Annotated in this window: 18 protein-coding genes; 7 read left to right on the top strand and 11 right to left on the bottom strand. The window is 72.4% G+C overall.

The annotated features are described in order from the left end of the window. Positions 1-2 precede the first annotated feature (2 nt). Positions 3-1,043, top strand: coding sequence for an LLM class flavin-dependent oxidoreductase (locus tag ACSBPG_RS11425; protein ID WP_435537446.1), 1,041 nt, complete (start codon positions 3-5; stop codon positions 1,041-1,043). 200 nt (positions 1,044-1,243) lie between these two features. Here ACSBPG_RS11425 and ACSBPG_RS11430 read toward each other — a convergent pair whose 3' ends face one another. Beyond that, positions 1,244-3,682 (bottom strand): heavy metal translocating P-type ATPase, encoded by a 2,439-nt coding sequence (locus ACSBPG_RS11430; RefSeq protein WP_435537286.1) that lies wholly within the window; start codon positions 3,680-3,682, stop codon positions 1,244-1,246. Between the two features lie 100 nt (positions 3,683-3,782). After that, a complete protein-coding gene (locus tag ACSBPG_RS11435; RefSeq protein ID WP_435537287.1) occupies positions 3,783-4,073 on the bottom strand; it encodes a nuclear transport factor 2 family protein in 291 nt (96 codons plus the stop codon). 24 nt (positions 4,074-4,097) lie between these two features. Between ACSBPG_RS11435 and ACSBPG_RS11440 the strand changes: the two genes are divergently transcribed. Together ACSBPG_RS11440 and ACSBPG_RS11445 are read left to right on the top strand one after the other, a co-directional pair. Continuing rightward, positions 4,098-4,748 carry a hypothetical protein gene (locus ACSBPG_RS11440; RefSeq protein WP_435537288.1) on the top strand — a complete coding sequence of 217 codons (651 nt, stop codon included), beginning with the start codon at positions 4,098-4,100 and terminating at the stop codon, positions 4,746-4,748. Positions 4,749-4,884: 136 nt separating this feature from the next. Next, positions 4,885-5,352, top strand: coding sequence for a DUF411 domain-containing protein (locus tag ACSBPG_RS11445; RefSeq protein WP_435537289.1), 468 nt, complete (start codon positions 4,885-4,887; stop codon positions 5,350-5,352). 12 nt (positions 5,353-5,364) lie between these two features. On the opposite strand, the gene ACSBPG_RS11450 is transcribed toward ACSBPG_RS11445, so the two are convergent. From ACSBPG_RS11450 to ACSBPG_RS11460, 3 genes are all read right to left on the bottom strand, one after another. Beyond that, positions 5,365-6,192 carry an OBAP family protein gene (locus ACSBPG_RS11450; protein WP_435537290.1) on the bottom strand — a complete coding sequence of 276 codons (828 nt, stop codon included), beginning with the start codon at positions 6,190-6,192 and terminating at the stop codon, positions 5,365-5,367. Between the two features lie 116 nt (positions 6,193-6,308). Next, a complete protein-coding gene (gene queC, locus ACSBPG_RS11455; RefSeq protein WP_435537291.1) occupies positions 6,309-7,019 on the bottom strand; it encodes a 7-cyano-7-deazaguanine synthase QueC in 711 nt (236 codons plus the stop codon). A 120-nt stretch (positions 7,020-7,139) separates the two neighbouring features. Continuing rightward, positions 7,140-7,766, bottom strand: coding sequence for an FMN-dependent NADH-azoreductase (locus tag ACSBPG_RS11460; RefSeq protein ID WP_435537292.1), 627 nt, complete (start codon positions 7,764-7,766; stop codon positions 7,140-7,142). Positions 7,767-7,898: 132 nt separating this feature from the next. Between ACSBPG_RS11460 and ACSBPG_RS11465 the strand changes: the two genes are divergently transcribed. From ACSBPG_RS11465 to ACSBPG_RS11480, 4 genes are all read left to right on the top strand, one after another. Next, on the top strand, positions 7,899-8,792 hold the full coding sequence (locus tag ACSBPG_RS11465; protein ID WP_435537293.1) for a LysR substrate-binding domain-containing protein: 894 nt from the start codon (positions 7,899-7,901) through the stop codon (positions 8,790-8,792). A gap of 103 nt (positions 8,793-8,895) precedes the next feature. After that, positions 8,896-9,327, top strand: coding sequence for a hypothetical protein (locus tag ACSBPG_RS11470; protein WP_435537294.1), 432 nt, complete (start codon positions 8,896-8,898; stop codon positions 9,325-9,327). A gap of 24 nt (positions 9,328-9,351) precedes the next feature. Beyond that, positions 9,352-9,528: a (2Fe-2S)-binding protein gene (locus ACSBPG_RS11475; protein ID WP_435537295.1), complete on the top strand. Its 177-nt coding sequence runs from the start codon at positions 9,352-9,354 to the stop codon at positions 9,526-9,528. 144 nt (positions 9,529-9,672) lie between these two features. Further along, positions 9,673-11,055: an MFS transporter gene (locus ACSBPG_RS11480; protein ID WP_435537296.1), complete on the top strand. Its 1,383-nt coding sequence runs from the start codon at positions 9,673-9,675 to the stop codon at positions 11,053-11,055. A gap of 22 nt (positions 11,056-11,077) precedes the next feature. Here the strand turns inward: ACSBPG_RS11480 and ACSBPG_RS11485 are convergent, their stop codons facing one another. The 6 genes from ACSBPG_RS11485 to ACSBPG_RS11510 all read right to left on the bottom strand — a co-directional run bounded on the left by ACSBPG_RS11485 (position 11,078) and on the right by ACSBPG_RS11510 (position 18,896). Further along, on the bottom strand, positions 11,078-13,153 hold the full coding sequence (locus tag ACSBPG_RS11485; protein WP_435537297.1) for a tetratricopeptide repeat protein: 2,076 nt from the start codon (positions 13,151-13,153) through the stop codon (positions 11,078-11,080). Positions 13,154-13,238: 85 nt separating this feature from the next. Then, positions 13,239-14,279, bottom strand: coding sequence for an agmatine deiminase family protein (locus ACSBPG_RS11490; protein ID WP_435537298.1), 1,041 nt, complete (start codon positions 14,277-14,279; stop codon positions 13,239-13,241). 374 nt (positions 14,280-14,653) lie between these two features. Beyond that, on the bottom strand, positions 14,654-15,487 hold the full coding sequence (locus tag ACSBPG_RS11495; RefSeq protein ID WP_435537299.1) for an ABC transporter permease subunit: 834 nt from the start codon (positions 15,485-15,487) through the stop codon (positions 14,654-14,656). Beyond that, positions 15,484-16,443, bottom strand: a complete 960-nt coding sequence (locus ACSBPG_RS11500; protein ID WP_435537447.1) for an ABC transporter permease subunit — start codon at positions 16,441-16,443, stop codon at positions 15,484-15,486. Before ACSBPG_RS11500 ends, ACSBPG_RS11495 begins: the two co-directional genes overlap by 4 nt. Positions 16,444-16,519: 76 nt before the next feature. Next, a complete protein-coding gene (locus tag ACSBPG_RS11505; protein ID WP_435537300.1) occupies positions 16,520-17,674 on the bottom strand; it encodes an ABC transporter ATP-binding protein in 1,155 nt (384 codons plus the stop codon). A gap of 118 nt (positions 17,675-17,792) precedes the next feature. Continuing rightward, complete coding sequence (locus ACSBPG_RS11510; RefSeq protein ID WP_435537301.1) at positions 17,793-18,896, bottom strand: polyamine ABC transporter substrate-binding protein; 1,104 nt, start codon at positions 18,894-18,896, stop codon at positions 17,793-17,795. Positions 18,897-18,987 lie beyond the last annotated feature (91 nt).

The raw sequence follows: 18,987 nt of genomic DNA on the forward strand, positions 1-18,987 counted from the left end.
GCATCCCGCCGCTCTCGGTCCTCGACCTCGCCCCGGTGCCGCTCGGCGCCACGCCGGGCGACGCGCTGCGCAACACCCTCGAGCTGGCGCAGCACGCCGAGCGCTGGGGCTACACCCGCTACTGGCTGGCCGAGCACCACAACATGGTCGGCATCGCCAGCGCGGCGACCTCGGTGGTGATCGCCCACGTCGCCGCGGCGACGCGCACCATCCGCGTCGGCGCCGGCGGCATCATGCTGCCGAACCATTCGCCGCTGGTGATCGCCGAGCAGTTCGGCACCCTGGCGTCCCTCCACCCGGGCCGCATCGACCTCGGCCTCGGCCGGGCGCCCGGCACCGACCAGCTCACCCTGCGGGCGCTGCGCCGCGACCCCATGGCGGCGGAGTCCTTCCCCCAGGACGTGCGCGAGCTGCAGGCCCTGCTCGGTCCCCTGCAGCCGGGCCAGCGGGTGCAGGCGGTGCCCGGCACCGGCACCGAGGTTCCCTTGTGGATCCTCGGCTCCAGCCTGTTCGGATCCCAGCTCGCCGCCGCCTTCGGCCTGCCCTACGCCTTCGCCTCGCATTTCGCGCCGGACGCGCTGATGCAGGCGCTGCCGCTCTACCGCGACACCTTCGTGCCGTCCGAACAGCTCCGCCGTCCCCACGCCATGGTCGGGGTCAACGTGATCGCCGCCGACAGCGACGCCGAGGCCCGGCGGCTCTTCACCTCGGTCCAGCAGAGCTTCACCAACCTGGTGCGCGGCACCCGCGGCCAGCTTCCGCCGCCCATCGACGACATCGAGGACTACTGGACGCCGATGGAGAAGGCCCACGCCTCCACCATGCTGGCCTGCTCCTTCGTCGGCTCGGCCGAAACGGTCCGGCGCGGGCTGGAAGCCTTCGCCGAGCGCACCGGCGCCGACGAGATCATGGTGGCTTCGGCCATCCACGACCACCGGGCGCGGCTGCGCTCCTACGAGATCCTGGCCGAGGCCTGCGGCGTGGCCGCGTCGCGCCCCGCTCCCGACCTCCCCCCATCTTCGACAGCTCTCGATCGTCGCTGACAACCACATCCTCCCCCGGCTCCGCCGGGGGAGGAAGGGGCCCAACCGCGAGGTTGGGAAGGTGGGGGCAAGGTGCCGTCGGCCGTGCCCGCGCCGCTGCATCGACCGGCTTAGGGGCGGGCTGGATTCCGGCCGAACCCAGCCCCCACCCGGCGCCTTCGGCGCCACCCTCCCCCGCCGGCGGCGAGGGAGGGTTCGCCTCACCGCTGCCGCGGCGCCCAGCCGCGCAGGGACAGGGCGTTCAGCACCACGCTGACCGAGCTCAGCGCCATGGCGGCGCCCGCCAGGACCGGGCTGAGGAAGCCGAAGGCGGCCAGCGGAATGCCGACGAGGTTGTAGATGAAGGCCCAGAACAGGCCCTGGCGGATCTTGGCGTAGGTCCGCCGCGACACGTCGACCGCCCCGCCCACCAGCACCGGGTCGCCGCGCATCAGGGTGACGCCGGCGGTGTGCATGGCGACGTCGGTGCCGGTCGCCATGGCGATGCCGACGTCGGCCGCCGCCAGCGCCGGGGCGTCGTTGATGCCGTCGCCCACCATGGCCACCACCTTCCCTTCGCGCTTCAAGGTCGCCACCACCTCGGCCTTGTCGCCGGGCAGCACCTCGGCGAACACGCGGTCGATGCCGAGCTCGCCGGCCACCGCCTCGGCCGCGCCGCGGCTGTCGCCGGTCACCATGACCGCGGCGATGCCCTGGGCGTGCAGGGCGCGCACGGCCTCGCCGGCGCTCTCCTTGACCGTGTCGCCGAAGGCGACGAGGCCCAGCACCCGCGCCTGCGGCGCCGTCTCGGCCAGCCACGACACGGTGCGCCCGGACGCCTCCAGCGCCGCCGCCCGCTCCTCCAGGGCGGTGTCGGCGAGGCCGTTCTCGGCCATCAGGCGGCGCGTGCCCAGCAGCACCGCGCGGCCGTCCGCCGTGCCGGCCACGCCGCGCCCGGCCAGCGCCCGGAAATCGGCCAGGGTGCCGGCGGCGAGGCCGTCGGCGTCCGCCCGCGCCCGCACGGCGTGGGCCAGCGGGTGCTCGCTGCCCTGCTGGAGCGTGGCGGCGAGGCGGAGCACCGCGGCTTCGTCCCCGCCCGCCGCCGGCACGAGGTCGGTCACCCGCGGCCGGCCCTCGGTCAGGGTGCCGGTCTTGTCGAAGGCGACGGCGGTGACGGCGTGGGCCCGCTCCAGTGCCTCGGCGTCCTTGATGAGGATGCCGTGGCGGGCGGCGGCGCCGGTGCCGACCATGATGGCCGTCGGCGTCGCCAGCCCGAGGGCGCAGGGGCAGGCGATGACCAGCACCGACACGGCGGTGATGATGGCCGTCTCGGGATCGCCCGAAGCCACCCACCAGGCCGCCAGGGTCACCGCGGCGACCGCCAGGACCACCGGCACGAAGACGGCGGCGACCCGGTCCACCGTGCGCTGGATCGGCGCCTTGGACGCCTGGGCCCCCTCCACCAGGCGGACGATCTTCGCCAGCATGGTCTCGGCGCCCACCGCCGTGGTGCGCACCAGCAGCAGGCCGTCGACGTTGATGGAGCCGCCGGTCACCCGGGCGCCCTCCCCTTTCTCGACCGGCAGCGGCTCGCCCGTCAGCATGCTCTCGTCGACGCTGCCGGCGCCCTCGACGACCGTGCCGTCCACCGGCATCCGCTCGCCCGGGCGGACCACCACCAGGTCGCCCGGCCGCACCTGCCCGACCGGCACCTCGACGTCGGCGCCGCCGCGGCGCAGCCGCGCGGTGTCGGGCCGCAGCCCCATCAGGGCGCGGATCGCCGCCGCCGTCTGGCCCTTGGCCCGGGCCTCCAGCCACTTGCCCAGCAGCACGAAGGTGATGAGGACGGCCGATCCCTCGAAATAGAGCGCCGCGTGGCCACCGTGCGCCCCGGTCAGCAGGGTCCAGGTGCTGAGGCCCCAGGCGGCCGAGGTGCCGAGCGCCACCAGCAGGTCCATGTTGCCGGTGCCGGCGCGCACCGCCTTGTAGCCCGCCCGGTAGAAGCGCCAGCCCAGGACGAACTGGACCGGCGTCGCCAGCGCGAACTGCAGCCAGCCCGGCGGCATGAGCGCCAGCCCCAGCAGGTCACCCGCCATGCCGGCGACCAGGGGCAGCGACAGGAGCGCCGCGGTGACCACGTGCAGCAGCTCGCGGCGGCTGCGGTCGGCGGCCTCCGCCGGGGCGGCGGCGGCCGCCTGCTCCTCGGACACGGGGGTCGCGCCGAAGCCGGCGGCCTCCACCGCCTCGACCAGCCGGGCCGCGTCGATGGCATGGCCGGTGACGTGGGCCCGTTCGGTGGCGAGGTTGACCGACGCGGCGGTCACGCCGGGCACCCGCTTCAGCGCCTTCTCCACCCGGCCGACGCACGACGCGCAGGTCATCCCGTCGATCCGCAGGTCGATCCCGCTGGCCGCCGCCTCGAAGCCGGCGGCGTCGATCGCTTCGGCCACGGCGGCCGGGTCCGGCGCGCCGGCGAAGGCCACGTGCGCCCGTTCCGTCGCCAGGTTGACCGCGACGTCGGTGACGCCCGGCACCCGCCGGATGGCCTTCTCGACGCGCCCGACGCAGGAGGCGCAGGTCATGCCGCCGATGCCGATGTCGATCGTACCGGACGCCGGCGCCTGCCGCGCCGTCCGGTCCTGTGCAGCCACCTCAGCCATGCCCGGCTCCGTCGTTTTTCCATGCTGCACAGAGAGATGGGGCTTCCAGCGACGGGAAGGTCAAGGCGCGTTTCGTCGCCCCCGCGCCGCCGGTTCGCCCCTACCCGCCGGTCACGGTGTAATGGATGGTCTGGGCGACGATGCGGCCATCGCGGACGACGTAGCTGTCGGCCCCGTCCTCGACGCGGGCGCCGTTCGCCCCCCGGCCCTTCCAGGCCAGGAACCCGACGCCGTTCTCCATCGCCACGGTGTCGTAGGAGAAGCGGGCGTCGGGCAGTTCGCGGCGCAGCTTGGCCGCGAGCTGCCTCATGCCGTCGTAGCCGCGGAACACCCCCCAGCGGGTCAGCACCACCAGGTCGGGAGCGAAGTTGCGTTCCAGATCCTCCTGCACCGGTTCGCTCCGCGAGGTCCGGAGATGGTCATCGAGGACGTCGCGCGCCGGCCGGCGCACATCCGTGTGCTGTCCCATGGCGGGTTTGCCTCCTTGCACGTCCGGTTCCGTCTTCCCACCTCAACCGGCGGGCCGCGCGGCCGTTTCGCGCCGGGGCGGCACGGCCAATCGCCGCACCGGATGATCTTGATCAAGGCGACGGCCGCGTGTCAGGCTGACGGTGACGGGACGGGGCCGGATGCGGTGCCGCCCGGCATTTCCGACGCCGGGACCGGAAGGGGTGTGCGGATGGGCCGTTTGGTCGCGACAACCAGGATCCTCCTCGCAGGGCTGCTGACGCTAGCCCTGCTTGCGGTTCCGGTCGTCTCCGGCGGCGTCGCCCACCCCGCGGCCCATGGCACGCACGACGCCTGCGTCGGAACCGATGCCACCGCTGCGCCGTCACGGACCGCCTTGGGCGACGACACTCCCTGTCCGCCACCCCCGGTCTCCGGCAGCACCGACGCCTCCTGCTGCGTGAGCGCACCGTGCGTTCCGGCGCTGGCCGCCCTTCCCGCCGGCGGGATGCTCGCCGCCCCGTCCCGCGCCGCCGATCCGGTCGCCCTGGCGCCCGCCGGGCTGCCCGAGGGCGTCGGCGTGCCTCCGGCCCTGCCGCCGCCGCGCATCACGGCCTGACCGGCCCCCGTCGGGGCCGCCGGCCGATTTTCCCATTCCCGACATTCCAAGCCGGCCGCTGGCCGGCGCCGTGGCCATGATGTGAAAACCGCCGCCGCCGCTCCGAGCGCGGCGGCCACGTTCGAGGAGACACGCCATGAAACGCAGGACACTCCTTCTCGCCGGCGCCGCCGGTGCCGTCCTTCTGGGCGGCGTCGCCGTCGGCATCCCGGCGCTGACCAGCGCGCCGGCCGCGGCCGGCACGGTGGTCGAGGTCTGGAAATCGCCGACCTGCGGTTGCTGCGGCGGCTGGATCGACCACATGAAGGCCGCCGGCTTCACCCTGCGCGTCCACGAGATGGACGACGTCTGGCCGCTGAAGGCCGAGAAGGGCGTGCCGGAGACCATGGGCTCGTGCCACACCGCGGTGGTCGACGGCTACGTCGTCGAGGGCCACGTCCCCGCCGCCGACGTCCGCCGCCTGCTGACGGAAAGGCCGGCGGTGAAGGGGCTCGCCGTGCCCGGCATGCCGCAGAGCGCGCCGGGGATGGACAACCCGGGCGAGCCGTACGAGGTCCTGACCTTCGGCGGCGCCGGCGGCCCCACCGTCTACGCCCGCCATTGAGGCGGGCGCCCGCTACCGCCGCGGCGCCGGCGTGCCGGGCGCCGCGGCGGCGCGGGCCGAAGCCTTGTCGAGCACGCCGGGAATCTCGCGGGTCGGGCCGGCGTAGCGGCCGCGCAGCGCGTCCACCCCTTCCTGCGGGCGGGCGTCGCCGGTGAGATCGGCGCGGGCCCGACGCTTGGCCTCGGTGTCGACGCCCATGCGGCGGTCGCGCTCCCGGATCAGCCAGTCCCGCGCCTCGCCGAGCCGGCTGAACGACCACATCAGCCTGGCCTCGCCGACCGGCAGGGGATCGCCCTCGCCGTGGGTGCCGCCGGTGTCCCAGAGGTGCCAGGTCTTGCCGTAGCTGTTCATCTTCGAGCGCATCAGCGCGTGCTCCGCCACCTCCGGCAGGCCGGGGGCGACGAGCTGGCCCGACAGGATCTCGGCGTTGTGCGGGTGCCAGTAGGGCCGCTCCTCCGGCGGCAGCGTCTCGAACAGGCGCTCGGAGATGATGTACTCGACGCCGACGAGGTTGGCGTCGGCGGTGTTGCCGTCGAACAGCGCGCACTCGATGAAGTCCTCGTTGACCTGGCGGCAGAAATGGTGCGCCTCGCACTGCCGTTCGGGATCGTCCTTCATGGGATGGAAGCCGACGAGGTAGACGTCGAAGTCGTCCAGCGGCCAGTGCCCCTGCAGGAGGTGCGCGCCGGATTCGAGGGCCCGGGTGCGCCCGCTCTTGCGTCCCCCGGCGGGACGCGCCCGCGGACCGGACGGCGCGACGCGCGGCCGGGCCAGGGCGACGCCCACGGCCGCGGCGGCGAACAGGGCGGCGGCCAGGGCGGTGGAACTCGGTCGCTTCATGGCGAAGTCCTCGGCGCTGTGATGGAGCACGGCATTCCGGCAACATCCGCCCGCCGTCGGCGTTCCCTTGCCTTCCGTGCTAAGCGGGTTTGTCCGGCCCGGACCTCGGCGCCCTGTCAGGCGGCGGTGCCGCGCCGGGCCGCGTAGGCGGCGTAGCCGTCGCGGCGCAGCGCGCAGGCCGGGCAGTCGCCGCAGCCGTAGCCCCAGGCGTGGCGGTGCTCGCGGTCGCCCTTGTAGCAGGTGTGGGTGTCCTCGGCGATCAGCGCGACCAGAGGCCGGCCGCCGAGTTCCTCGGCCAGCGCCCAGGTCGCCGCCTTGTCGAGCCACATCAGCGGCGTGTGCAGGACGAGACGGCTCTCCAGGCCGAGGTTGAGGGAGGCCTGGAGGGACTTGATGGTGTCGTCGCGGCAGTCGGGATAACCGGAATAGTCGGTCTCGCACATGCCGCCGACCAGGTGCTTCAGGCCGCGCCGGTAGGCGATGGCGGCGGCCAGGGTGAAGAACAGCAGGTTGCGGCCGGGGACGAAGGTGGAGGGCAGGCCCGCCGCGGTCGTGCGGATCTCGACATCGGCGGTCATCGCCGTCTCGCCGAGGTCGGCCAGCACGCCGGCGTCGAGCATATGGTCCTCGCCCAGCCGCGCCGCCCAGCCCGGGTCGAGCGCGGCCAAGCCCGCGCGCACCCAGGCGCGGCAGGCGAGCTCGACGGCGTGGCGCTGCCGGTAGTCGAACCCCACCGTCTCCACATGGTCGAAGCGGTCGAGCGCCCAGGCCAGGCAGGTCGCCGAGTCCTGGCCGCCGGACAGCAGAACGAGCGCCGTGCCGGTCATCGGCGGTCCTCCCTGGTGGTCGTGCGGGGCGGATATGACGCACCCGGCCCCGCATCCGTCAACCCGGAGGAATCGCCGACGTCCCGGCGGCAGGCACTCGGAAGGACGGCGGGACGGCCCTCAGGCGGCCGCGCGCAGGTCAAGGCGTTCGATCTGGCCCCGCGCCTCGGCGAACGCCCGCTCGCGCGCCTCGGGGCCCATGGCGGTGCCCTCGGCACGGATCACCGTCACGTCGGTGACGCCGAAGAAGCCGAGCACGGCGCGCAGGAACGCTTCCTGGTGGTCGAGTGCGCCCTCCACCGGCGTCCCCGCGTACTTGCCGCCGCGCGACGACACGATGACCACCCGCTTGCCGCCGGCCAGCCCGACCGGACCGTCCGCGGTGTAGCGGAAGGTGCGCCCGGCCTGGGCGATGCGGTCGAGCCAGGCCTTGAGCTGGGTCGGCACCGAGAAATTGTACATCGGCGCGCCGATCACCACGGTGTCGGCCGCCAGGAACTCGTCCACCAGGGTGTCCGTCAGGGCGAGTTCGCGGCGCTGCCGCTCGTTCAGGTCGTCGAGGTTGCGGAACTTCACCACCGTCACCAGCTCCGGCGACAGATGGTCGGGCGGATCGGCGACGAGGTCGCGGTGCACCACCTCCGCCGACGGCTCACCCGCCGTCAGCGCGGCAACCACCTCGGCGGTCAGCGCACGCGACACGGACGCGCCGCCCAGCGCGCTGGAATCGATGTGCAGAATTCTCATTGCCGTTCTCCCGAATGGCGCCACGGCGCCGTTGATCCTCTGCGCCGAATCTACGGGCGGAACGGATTTGCGGTCAGGCGGCAATTCCGCTACGCATCGTCCCATGGATGGAACGATCGGCGGGACGCGGCGATGCAGGACCTGAACGACCTCTACCTCTTCGCCAAGGTGGTCGAGCACCGCGGCTTCGCCGCCGCCGGCCGGGCGCTGGGCCTGCCCAAGTCGAAGCTGAGCCGGCGCATCGCCGCCCTCGAGGAGCGTCTCGGCGTCCGGCTGATCCAGCGCTCGACCCGCCGCTTCGCCGTCACCGAGATCGGCCAGAACTACCACCGCCATTGCCTGGCGGTGGTCGCCGAGGCGGAGGCCGCCCAGGAGGCGGTCGACCGCGTGCGGACGGAGCCGCAGGGCCAGGTCCGCCTGAGCTGTCCTGGGCCCCTGCTGCAAAGCCACGTCGGGGCGATGCTGACGGCGTTCATGGCGGCCCACCCCCGGGTGCGCCTGCACGCCGAGGCGACGATGCGGCGGGTCGACGTCATCGAGGAGGGCTTCGACCTGGCCCTGCGGGTGCGGATTCCGCCGCTCGACGACAGCGACCTGGTGGTCCGCCCGCTGGCCCCCAGCGCCCACGTTCTCGTCGGGGCACCGTCGCTGTTCGCCGGGCGCCGCCCGCCGCAGACCCCTGCAGACCTCGCCGCCTTCGACAGCCTCGACCTGCCGGCTTCCGGCGAGCACCTGTGGCGGCTGCGGGGGCCGGACGGCACCCTGGTGGCGGTCCCCCACCTCCCCCGCCTCGTCACCGAGGACATGGAGACGCTGCGCCGCGCCGCCGTGGCCGGGCTCGGGCTCGTCCGCCTGCCCCAGTTCCTCGTCCAGGACGACCTCGCCGACGGCGCGCTCGTCGCCGTGCTCACCGACTGGAACCCGCCGGCCGGCCTCATCCATGCCGTCTTCCCCTCGCGACGCGGGCTGGTGCCGGCGGTCCGCAGCCTGATCGACCACCTCGCCGCCGGCTTCGCCGAGGGGTGACGGGCAGCCGTTCCATGCGCCGCGGCATTTCACCGCATGGCAGAAATGCGAATAATTCGCAATATCATTCAGTCTGTACGCCCCGAGACCGGAGGTGACGTCCATGCCGCAGACCCTGGCCCTGCCCCCGTCCACCCGCGCCTTCGTGGTGGCCATGCGACTCTGGCACTTCGAGCGCCAATCCTGGTGGATCAGGATGGAACCGTTGGGCGCCCGGCTGGGCCAGCGCGCCGGCCGCAGCCTGCTGATGGCGCTGGACGGCCTGATGACGGTGCTGGCCGAGCACGCGCGCTGCGACATCGAGCTCCGGCCCGTGGCCTGCAAACGCCTGACCGCGGAGGAGCACGCCTTCGTGCGGGCCGTCACCTGCGCCGGCTGCGGCGACACCGCCGGCTGCCGCGACGCCCTGTCGCCGTTCCTCGACGGGAAAAACCTGGAATTCGCCCTGTCCCTGCTGCACTCCATCGCCGCGCACCTCGCCGCCTTCGCCGCGACGGTCGACGGCCCGGCCGCCGCCCCCGCCGCCCATTGCTGACGCCAAAGCCACGGAGCCGCCCCGATGTCCCTCTGCCAATGCTACGACCTCACGGAGAAGACGATCCGCAAAGCCGTCGCCGAGAAGGGCCTGTCCGACGCCGACGCCGTCTACGACCATTTCAAGGTGGAGCCCTGCGGCGCCTGCGCCGACGAGATCACCGCCGTCGTCGCGGACGAAACGGCGAAATCCGGCACGTGAACAGGGCTCGGGACCACGCGGATCGAAGGTGGTCCAGCTCATCCGCGGCATCGCCGGCCAAGCCACCCCGTTGGTGCTGAACGCCACGATCAGGACGGCGCGTACCGGCGCGGCCCCGGTCGACCAGTCGACGTCCCTCACTGTGTGAGTCGACGGGTTCCCCGCCGGGCTCCGCGGCGCCGGCGCGAACACCGCCGCGGCGGCGGAGGCACCGCGGCGGGAGGCCGCTCAGGCCTTCGGCAGGGTCGTGCACACTCTTGCCAGAACCATTCCGATGTAGGATGTATGCGGTCCGCCGCGACAGGGACCGCATCCGCCATGACCGAGCCACTCCTCTCCCCCACCGCGTCCGGCCGGACACGGACGGCACCGGGATTCGCCCTGATCGTCAGCGGCACCATCCTCGGCATCGCCGGAGTCGACCTCGTGCTGCCGGCGGTGCCCGACCTGCCGGCGGTGCTGGACGGCAGTCCGGCGCAGGCCCAGCTCGTGCTCGCCGCGTTCGTCGCCGGCACCGCGCTGGGCCTGCTGGCGTTCGGCGAGCTGGGGGCACGCCACGACCAGCGGTCGCTGCTCGCCGGATCGCTGCTGCTCTATGCCGTCACCTCGGCCCTGGCGACGGCGGTCCCGTCGATGGAGGCGTTGATCGCCCTGCGGGTCGTCCAGGGAGCCGCCGGCGCGGCCGCCGCGGTGTTCGCGCCGGGCATGATCCGGCGGCTCTACGGCGATGCCCGGGCGGTCGGGGCGCTCGGCCTGCTCGGCAGCGTCGAGGCGTTGACCCCGGCCTTCGCGCCGGTCGCCGGCGTCTGGCTGGTGCGCTGGTTCGGCTGGCAGGGGACGTTCGCCGGCCTGGCCGCACTGGCGCTGGCGGCCGCGGTCGCGGTGCTGGTCCTGCGCGGCCGGCTGCCCGCCGGCGCCGCCCGGACGCCGGGCGCGGGCGGCTACGGCGCGCTGCTGGGCGACGCGGTGTTCCTGCGCTACGCGCTGCGCCAGGCCTGCGTGCTGGGCGCCCTGCTGGTCTTCGTGTTCGGCGCGCCGGCGGTGATCGTCGGCTCCCTGGAAGGGACCCTCGACGACTTCATCCTGATGCAGATCGTCGGCATCGCCTTCTTCATGCTGTTCGCCAACCTGTCCGGCCGGCTCGCCGCGCGGTTCGGGGCGGAGCGGATGATCCGGCTCGGCACGACGGTCGCCAGCGCCGGGGCGGGCGGCCTCCTGCTCTACGCGCTCGCCGGCGGCGACACGCCGCGCCTGCTGGCGGTGCTGTCGATCCCGCTCAACGTCGGGCTCGGCATCAGCGGCCCGCCGGGCTTCCACCAGGCGGTGGTGGCCGCCCGCGGCGACGATGCCCGCGGCGCGGCGCTGGTGATGCTGGCGATCCTCGCCGTGAGCGCCCTCGGCACCGCGGCGGCGGCCCCCTTCATCACGCTGGGCCTGGTGCCGCTGGCCGCGGTCACCGCGGTGATCGCGGTGGCCGGCAGCGTCACCCTGGCGGTGCTGCCGCCGCTGGCGGCGGACCGGCGCTGACCTCACCGGTCCGGCCCGCGGTTCAGCCGGCGATCCCCAAGGCGCGCAGGATGCGCTCGCGCTCGGCATGCGGTTCGGCGGACGGCCCCGCGGTCCCCAGGGCGTCGACGAGCGTCCGCACGGTCCGGTCGTAGTCCGGCCGGTTCTTTTCGTCGAGGATCTGCACGAACCGGCCGTCCCCGCAGAGGAACAGACGGCCCTCCGCACGGACCGACAGGATGCCCGGGGCCACGCCGCGGCGGACCGCGTCGTCGAGCCCCGCCACCAGGGCGATCTGGTCGAGGAAGTAGAACAGCGTCCGCTCCGCCGTCCACGACAGAAGGAAGCGCCGGACGCGATCGAACAGGGCCAGCACCGGCGGCTCCGGCAGCAGCGCCACCAGGCCGCCGCCGACGCCGTCGTACAGCCGCGCCAGATTGCCGGGAAAATGCTGCAAGGCCAGCGGGCGGTCCCCGGTGAGCGGCGCCGTGAAGGCCGCCGGGTCGGCGAGGATGCAGGCGTCGATGTCGGTGACCAGCAGCGGCGCGCGATAGCGGGCGGCCAGCTCGCCCAGCCGCAGGAACCGGGCGAAGGTGTAGTAGGTGGTCCGCGCTCCGGCACCCAGCCCGGCCGGCGCCGCCTCGTGGCTCCAGCCCAGGCGGCAGCGGCGCAGGCCGGCGGTCAGCGTGGCGATGACCGCCGGCGTGTCGGGCGCCGGATCGATCACGTGCAGATGGACCACCTGTCCCGAAGCGGCGAACCGTTCCAGCGTCGACAGGTACAGCGGGGCGAAGCGGCGGAGGTAGCCGGCATCGCAGGCCGCGACCACCACCGGCGCGGTGCCGGGTTGGACGACGGCCTCCGCCACGAAGGCCGCCTCCGACTCCGCCGCCACCGCGGCCGGCAGGGCCTCGACGCGACCGGCGAACGCGTCGCCCAGAGGCACGTGGACCAGGAACGGCAGGTACGGCTGCGCCGCCGCGAAGGCGTCGCGCGCCGTCCCGAGGTCGCCCCGCCGTACGGCCAGCGAACCGTGCAGGAACATCGCCCAGGCCTGCAGCTCGGAATCCACGCCGCGCCACGCCTCGATGACCGCCGGCAGCAGCGCCGCCACACGGTCGGAGCGCCCGGCGGCCAGCAGCGTGTTGCACAGGCGCACCAGATGATAGTAGGCGGTCTTCCAATGGAACCGGCCGCGCCGGCCGAGGCGGCCCACCTCGACGAGGACGGCCGCGACGTCGGCGAGCCGGCCGGCGGCCTCCAGCGTTTCGGCCGAGCGCTGCCACGGGGTGGGGTCTTCCGGCGTCAGCGCCATCAGGCGGCGGAAGGCGGTCAGCGCCGCCTCGCAGGAGCCGGCGTCGGCCAGCGCGGTGGCGAGAGGCAGCAACCGGTCCGGCCGGTCCGGCGTCAGTGCGACGAGACGGCGCAGAACCGCCGACGCGGCGGCGGGGCGGCCGGCGTCGAGCAGAGCCGCGCCGAGATTCCCGGCCGCCTCCTCGAATCCGGGTGCCGCGCGCAGGGCGCGGCGGTAGCCGGCGGCGGCTCGGTCCCGGGCTCCGAACGCCTGTTCCGTGCGGGCGAGGTTGAACAGCACCGTGGGGTTGGCCGGCGCGCTGGCCAACGCGAGGCGCAGGTGCGCCAGCGCCTCGTTCCGGCGCCCGAGCGCATCGAGCGCGGCGGCCGCGTTGATGCGGGCTTCGACGAAATCGGGCTTCAGGGCCAGCGCGTCCCGGTACCGCTCCGCGGCCTCGGCGGTCTGCCCGGCCTGCTTCAGCACGTTGCCCAAGCTGAAGAAGGCGTCCGCCGCCGGCTGAAGGGCAATGGCACGGCGCAGGCTGTCGGCCGCCTCCGGCAGCCGCCCCTCGGCGCGCAGCGCCCGTGCGAAGTTGGCGTGATAGGCGGCGACGTTGCCGTTGCGGGCAATGGCGCTGCCGATCAGCTCCACGGCGCGGGCGTTGCGGCCGGTCTGCGCGCAGAGAACGCCGTACAGGTGAAGCGCATCCGCAAAGCCGGGGAAGTCCGCCGCCAGAGCGGCGTACCGGGGCTCCGCCTCGCTCAGTCGTCCGGCCTGGTGGTGGTCGACCGCCGCACGCAGCCGGGTCAGCGGATCGTCGCTCATCCGGGTGTGGGGCGAGGGGGGCGGAGGCGGGGAGGCATGCGGCGTCCTCGGCTGGGTGCGGGTCGCGGTGTCCGTCCGAGCGTCGTCAGGCCGTCGGCTGCTGCTGCGTTATGCAGTGGATGCCGCCGCCGCCGCGGACGATGTCGAGCGCCGGGATCTGGATCACCTCGCGGTCGGGGAAGGCCTTGCGCACGGTGCGGTAGGCCTCGTCGTCGGCGGCGTCCTCGAAGGCCGGCATGACGATGCCGCCGTTGGCGATGTAGAGGTTGGTGTAGGACAGGGTCAGGCGCACCCCGTCGCGGTCGCGCCGCGGCGGCTGGCGGACCGGGATGATCTCCAGCTCCCGCCCCTGGGCGTCGCGCGCCTTCTTCAGGCGGTCCAGGTTGTCCTGGAAGATGCGGAAATTGGGATCGGCCGGATCGTCGGTGACGACGGCCATGACGACGCCCGGCTTGACGAACAGGGCGATCTCGTCGACGTGCCCGTCGGTCTCGTCGTCCTGGTAGCCTTCGCCCAGCCAGACCACGCTGGAGACGCTGAGATGGTCCTTCAGCAGGGTCTCGATCTCGCCGCGCGACAGGTTCGGGTTGCGGTTGGGGTTGAGCAGGCACTGCTCGGTGGTCAGCAGCGTGCCCTCGCCGTCGACATGGAAGGCGCCGCCCTCCATCACCAGGGGGGCGGCGTAGCGCGGCAGCTTCTGGTGCTCCAGGACCAGCCGGCCGATGTCCTGGTCCTTGGCGCAATCGGCGTAGTTGCCGCCCCAGGCGTTGAAACGCCAGTGGACGCCGGCGGCCCGCCCCTTGCCGTCGACGAGGAAGCTGGGGCCGGTGTCGCGGATCCACGAATCGGAGATCGGCATGGGCAGGATCTGCACCCCGCTGCCGCCGCAGGCCAGCGAGGCCTCCGGCACGTCGTCGGGGTCGCAGATCATGGTCACCGGCTCGAATCGGGCGATCGCCTTGGCGACCTCGGCGTAGGCGAGGCGGGCCGCCTCGATCCCCTCGCCGCTGCCGTCGGCGGCCAGCGCCGGCCAGGTCTCGGTCCGGCAGGGCCAGGCCATCCAGCAGCGGGCATGGGGCTCCCACTCGCCGGGCATGTAGAAACCGTCTGCGGCGGGTGTCGTCATGGTCTGCCTCTCCCCGTTCGGCGCCGCGCTTGTGCTTGTGGTTCGGGCGCACCGTTCCGTCTGCGCGAAACCCTAAACAGGCGGGCGACGGTTTGGCAACGGTGGGGATGGCGGAGGCAGGCCTGCCCCCGGGAGGGGAAAACCTTAAGGCGCGGCGGCCGGACGGCGGTCGCGGCGGCGGCGGAGCGCGAAAAGATTGGCAAAGGGGTTGGCAAAACCCAGACGGATCATCGGAAACCAAAGGACGGTGTGCACGGCACGCCTCGTTCGCAGTTGACGATGCGTGAAGAATAGCAGTCCCGAACGCAATGTTCCAGGCGACGCCGGACGGCCATGCGGGGCACGCATGACCGTCCGGACCGGATCGGGCGATTTCAGCCGCCCTGCAGCGCCATTTGCTCGTCGCGCCGCCTCTGCTTTTCCTGCCGGGCCATCCACAGGCTGGCGACGAAGATGCCGGTGGCGACGACCAGCACGATGATGGTCGCCAGCGCGTTGATCTTCGGGCTGACGCCGAACTTGACGCTGGAGAAGATCACCATCGGCAGGGTGGTCGAGCCGGGTCCGGAGACGAAGCTGGCGATCACCAGGTCGTCGAGCGACAGGGTGAAGGCGAGCAGCCAGCCCGACACGATGGCCGGCGAGATGATCGGCAGGGTGATGACGAAGAACACCTTGGCCGGCCGCGCCCCCAGGTCCATCGCCGCCTCCTCCAGGCTCTCGTCCAGGCTGACCAGGCGCGACTGCACGATCACCGCCACGTAGGCCATGGTGAAGGTGGTGTGGGCGATGGTGATGGTGGTGACGCCGCGCCCGCCCGGCCAGCCGACGAGCTGCTCCATGGCGACGAACAGCAGCAGCAGGGACAGGCCGGTGATCACCTCGGGCATCACCAGGGGGGCCGTGATCATGCCGCCGAACATGGTGCGGCCGCGGAAGCGGCCGAAGCGGGCCATCGCCAGCCCGGCCATGGTCCCCAGCACGACGGCGATGCTGGCCGAGGTGGCGGCGATCTGCAGCGACAGCCCGGCCGCCTCGAGGAGCTGCTCGTCGCGCAGCAGCTCGCCGTACCAGCGGGTGGAGAAGCCGCCCCAGATGGTCACCAGCCGGCTGTCGTTGAAGGAGTAGATGACGAGCAGGGCGATCGGCACGTAGAGGAAGGCGTAGCCGAACCACAGCGCCCACGACAGGAAGCCGAACCGTTTCATCGCCGCGCCTCCGCCTCCTGCTGGCGTCCCTGCACGTACTGGAACACCATGATCGGCACCACCAGGAACAGCAGCAGGGCGATCGCCACCCCCGAGGCCACCGGCCAGTCGCGGTTGGCGAAGAACTCGTTCCACAGCACGCGGCCGATCATCAGCGTGTCCGGCCCGCCCAGCAGCTCGGGGATGACGAACTCGCCGACCGCCGGGATGAACACCAGGAGCGAGCCGGCGACGATGCCCGGCAGGGACAGCGGCAGGGTGACGGTGAGGAACGCCTTCCACGGCCGGCAGCCGAGGTCGGCCGCCGCCTCCAGGAGGGTGAGGTCCATCTTCTCCAGGGTCGCGTACAGCGGCAGGATCATGAAGGGCAGATAGGTGTAGGTGATGCCGATGTAGACGGCGGTCTCGCTGTACAGGATCTCGAAGTTCTCGCCCACCAGCCCGAGCGACGACAGGACGCCGGTGATGATGCCGTTGGCCTTGAGGATGCCGATCCAGGCGTACACGCGGATCAGGAACGACGTCCAGAAGGGCAGCACCACCAGCATCATCAGCGGCCCGCGCAAGGACGGGCGCGCCCGGGCGATGGCGTAGGCCATGGGGTAGCCGATCGCCAGGCACAGCAGCGTCGACACGGCCGCCATCTTCATCGACGACAGGTACGCCACGACGTAGAGGTCGTCGGTGATGAGCCGCATGTAGCTGGTGAGGCTCAGCGTGATCTGCAGCTTCAGCTCGCCGAAATCCGGGTTCTCCAGCCACTCGAACAGGCCCGAGTAGGGCGGTTGGGCGATCACCGCCTCGGAGAAGCTGATGCGGAAGACGATCAGGAAGGGGATCAGGAAGAACAGCAGCAGCCACAGGTAGGGCACCGCCAGCACCAGCGCCCGCCCCGTCAGGCCGAGCCGCCGCAGGCCCCGCTTCAGCGCGTCCAGCAGCCCGTAGGGACCGTCCATCACGGCGGGGGGCGTGCCCTCGCTCATGCGGTCGCCGAGGGGAACGAAACCCTGACGGCTCATGCCCGTCCTCCGCTCACTGGGTCAGCACGACGCCGGCGAAGGGGCGCCAGCTCAGGTACACTTGGTCGTCCCAGGTGATCGGCAGCTCGGTGCGCCGGGTGACGTTGGGCATGGTCACCCGCACCGTGGTGCCGCTCCTCAACTCGATCAGGTAGATCGACATGTCGCCGAGATAGGCGATCTCGCGCACCGTGCCGGTGGTCACGTTGCGCCCGTCCGCCGCGGCGTCGGCCGGCGGCTCCTTGGACAGCATGATCTTCTCCGGGCGCACGGCGACCCACACCTGGGTGCCGAGCGGCGCCGGCACGCCGTGGCTGATGTAGAGGTCGCAGCCCGCCGTCTCGGAGCGCACCAGCACGTGGTCGGGCTCGTCCTCGATCACCCGGCCCTCGAACATGTTGACCGAGCCGATGAACTCGGCGACGAACTTGGAGTTGGGATACTCGTAGATCTCCGTCGGCGTGCCGACCTGGGTGATGTAGCCCTGGTTCATCACGGCGATGCGGGTGGACATGGTCATCGCCTCCTCCTGGTCGTGCGTGACGACCACGAAGGTGACGCCGAGCTTCTCCTGGATGTTCACCAGCTCGAACTGCGTCTGCTCGCGCAGGCGGCGGTCGAGCGCCCCCAGCGGCTCGTCCAGCAGCAGCAGCTTGGGCCGCTTGACCAGCGAGCGGGCGAGCGCGACGCGCTGGCGCTGGCCGCCCGAGAGCTGGTGCGGGCGGCGCTTGGCGAAGCGGCCGAGCTGGACCAGGTCGAGCATCGCCGCCACCCGCTCGCGGATCTCGTCGCGCGGCACGCCGTCCTGCTTCAGCCCGAAGGCCACGTTCTGCTCCACGCTCATGTGCGGGAACAGGGCGTAGGACTGGAACATCATGTTGACCGGCCGCTCGTAGGGCGGGATGCCGGCCATGTCGACGCCGTCGATGGCGATGCGCCCCTCGCTGGGCGTCTCGAATCCGGCCAGCATGCGCAGCAGGGTGGTCTTGCCGGAGCCGGAGCCGCCCAGCAGGGCGAAGAACTCGCCGCGGTAGATGTTCAGGGAGACGTCGTCGACGGCGACGAAGTCGCCGAACCTCTTGGTCACCCGCTCGATGCGGATGTAGGGGACCGCCTCGGAATCCTGCCACGGCTCCAGGCGGGTCGGCTTGCGGATCGGCTGGGCCATGCCCGGCATTTCCCTCGCTAGACGGGACGGACAAGGAACGCGACACCCCGGCCTCGCCCGGCGGCGGACCGCTGGGGAGAACCGGGGCGTGGTCCGGGAAAGCGGCGGGCTCCCCCGCTTACTGGCCGGTCTTCACCTTGGTCCACAGACGCGTGCGCATGCGCTCGACCGGAGTCTTCACGGACTTCAGCGAGAACAGCTTCTCCTTCTGCTCCTCGCGCGGGAAGATGGCCGGGTTGGTCTTCACCGACTCGTCCAGCGACGCGAGCGTCGCCGGCACGGCGTTGCCGTACATGACGTAGTTGGTGATGCCGACCATCGCCTCCGGCTTCAGCACGAAGTCGATCAGCGCGTGGGCGCCGTCCTTGTTGGGGGCGTCGGCCGGGATGCCCAGCGCGTCCCACCACGCCTGCGCGCCTTCCTTGGGAATGACGTACTCCACCTTGACGCCGCTGCCGGCCTCCTCGGCGCGGGTCTGCGCCTGCAGCACGTCGCCGGAGTAGGCCATCACCACGCAGGCGTCGCCGCCGGCAAGCAGGTTGATGTTCTGCCCGGTGACGAACTGCTTGATGTAGGGGCGCACCGACGTCAGCAGCGCCTCGGCCCGGTCGTGGTCCTCCTTCTTCTCGGAATTCGGGTCGATGCCGAGATAGGCCAGCACGGTGGGGATGACGTCGATCGCCGAATCGAGCAGGGTGATGCCGCACGGCGCCAGCTTCTTCGCCACCTCCGGCTTGAAGATCAGGTCCCAGCTGTCGAGCGGCGCGTCGGGCATCAGCGCCTTGATCTTCTCCGGCAGGATGCCGATGCCGACGGTGCCGCCGAGATAGGGCACGAGGTACTTGTTGCCGGGATCGGCGCTCTCGAGCTGCTTCAGCACCTTGGGGTCGACGTTGCCGTAGTTGGACAGCTTCGACTTGTCGAGCGGGGCGAGCACGCCGGCCTGGATCATGCGCGAGCCCGTGGGCTGCACCGTCGGCACGATCACGTCGTAGCCGGAGCGCCCCACCAGCACCTTCTGCTCCAGCAGTTCCAGGCTGTCGTAGAGGTCGACGTTCGTCGGGTAGCCCGTCGCCTTGGTGAAGTCGTCGAGCGTCGTCTCGCCGAGATAGTCGTTCCAGATGTAGATGTTGACCGGCTTCTTGTCCTGCGCCGAAGCGGCACCGGCCAGCGTGGCGGCGATCGCGGCGCCGATGACGCCGAGAGCGATTCGTTTCTTCATGGAGCCCCTCACCGTTGTCGATCGCGCGGCGCACGGTCGGCATCCGCACGGCGTTACCGTCGTCGTCGCCATTGCACTTGCCTACCCCCCT

It is taken from the genome of Azospirillum sp. ST 5-10, from assembly GCF_051225715.1.
Lineage (GTDB): Bacteria > Pseudomonadota > Alphaproteobacteria > Azospirillales > Azospirillaceae > Azospirillum.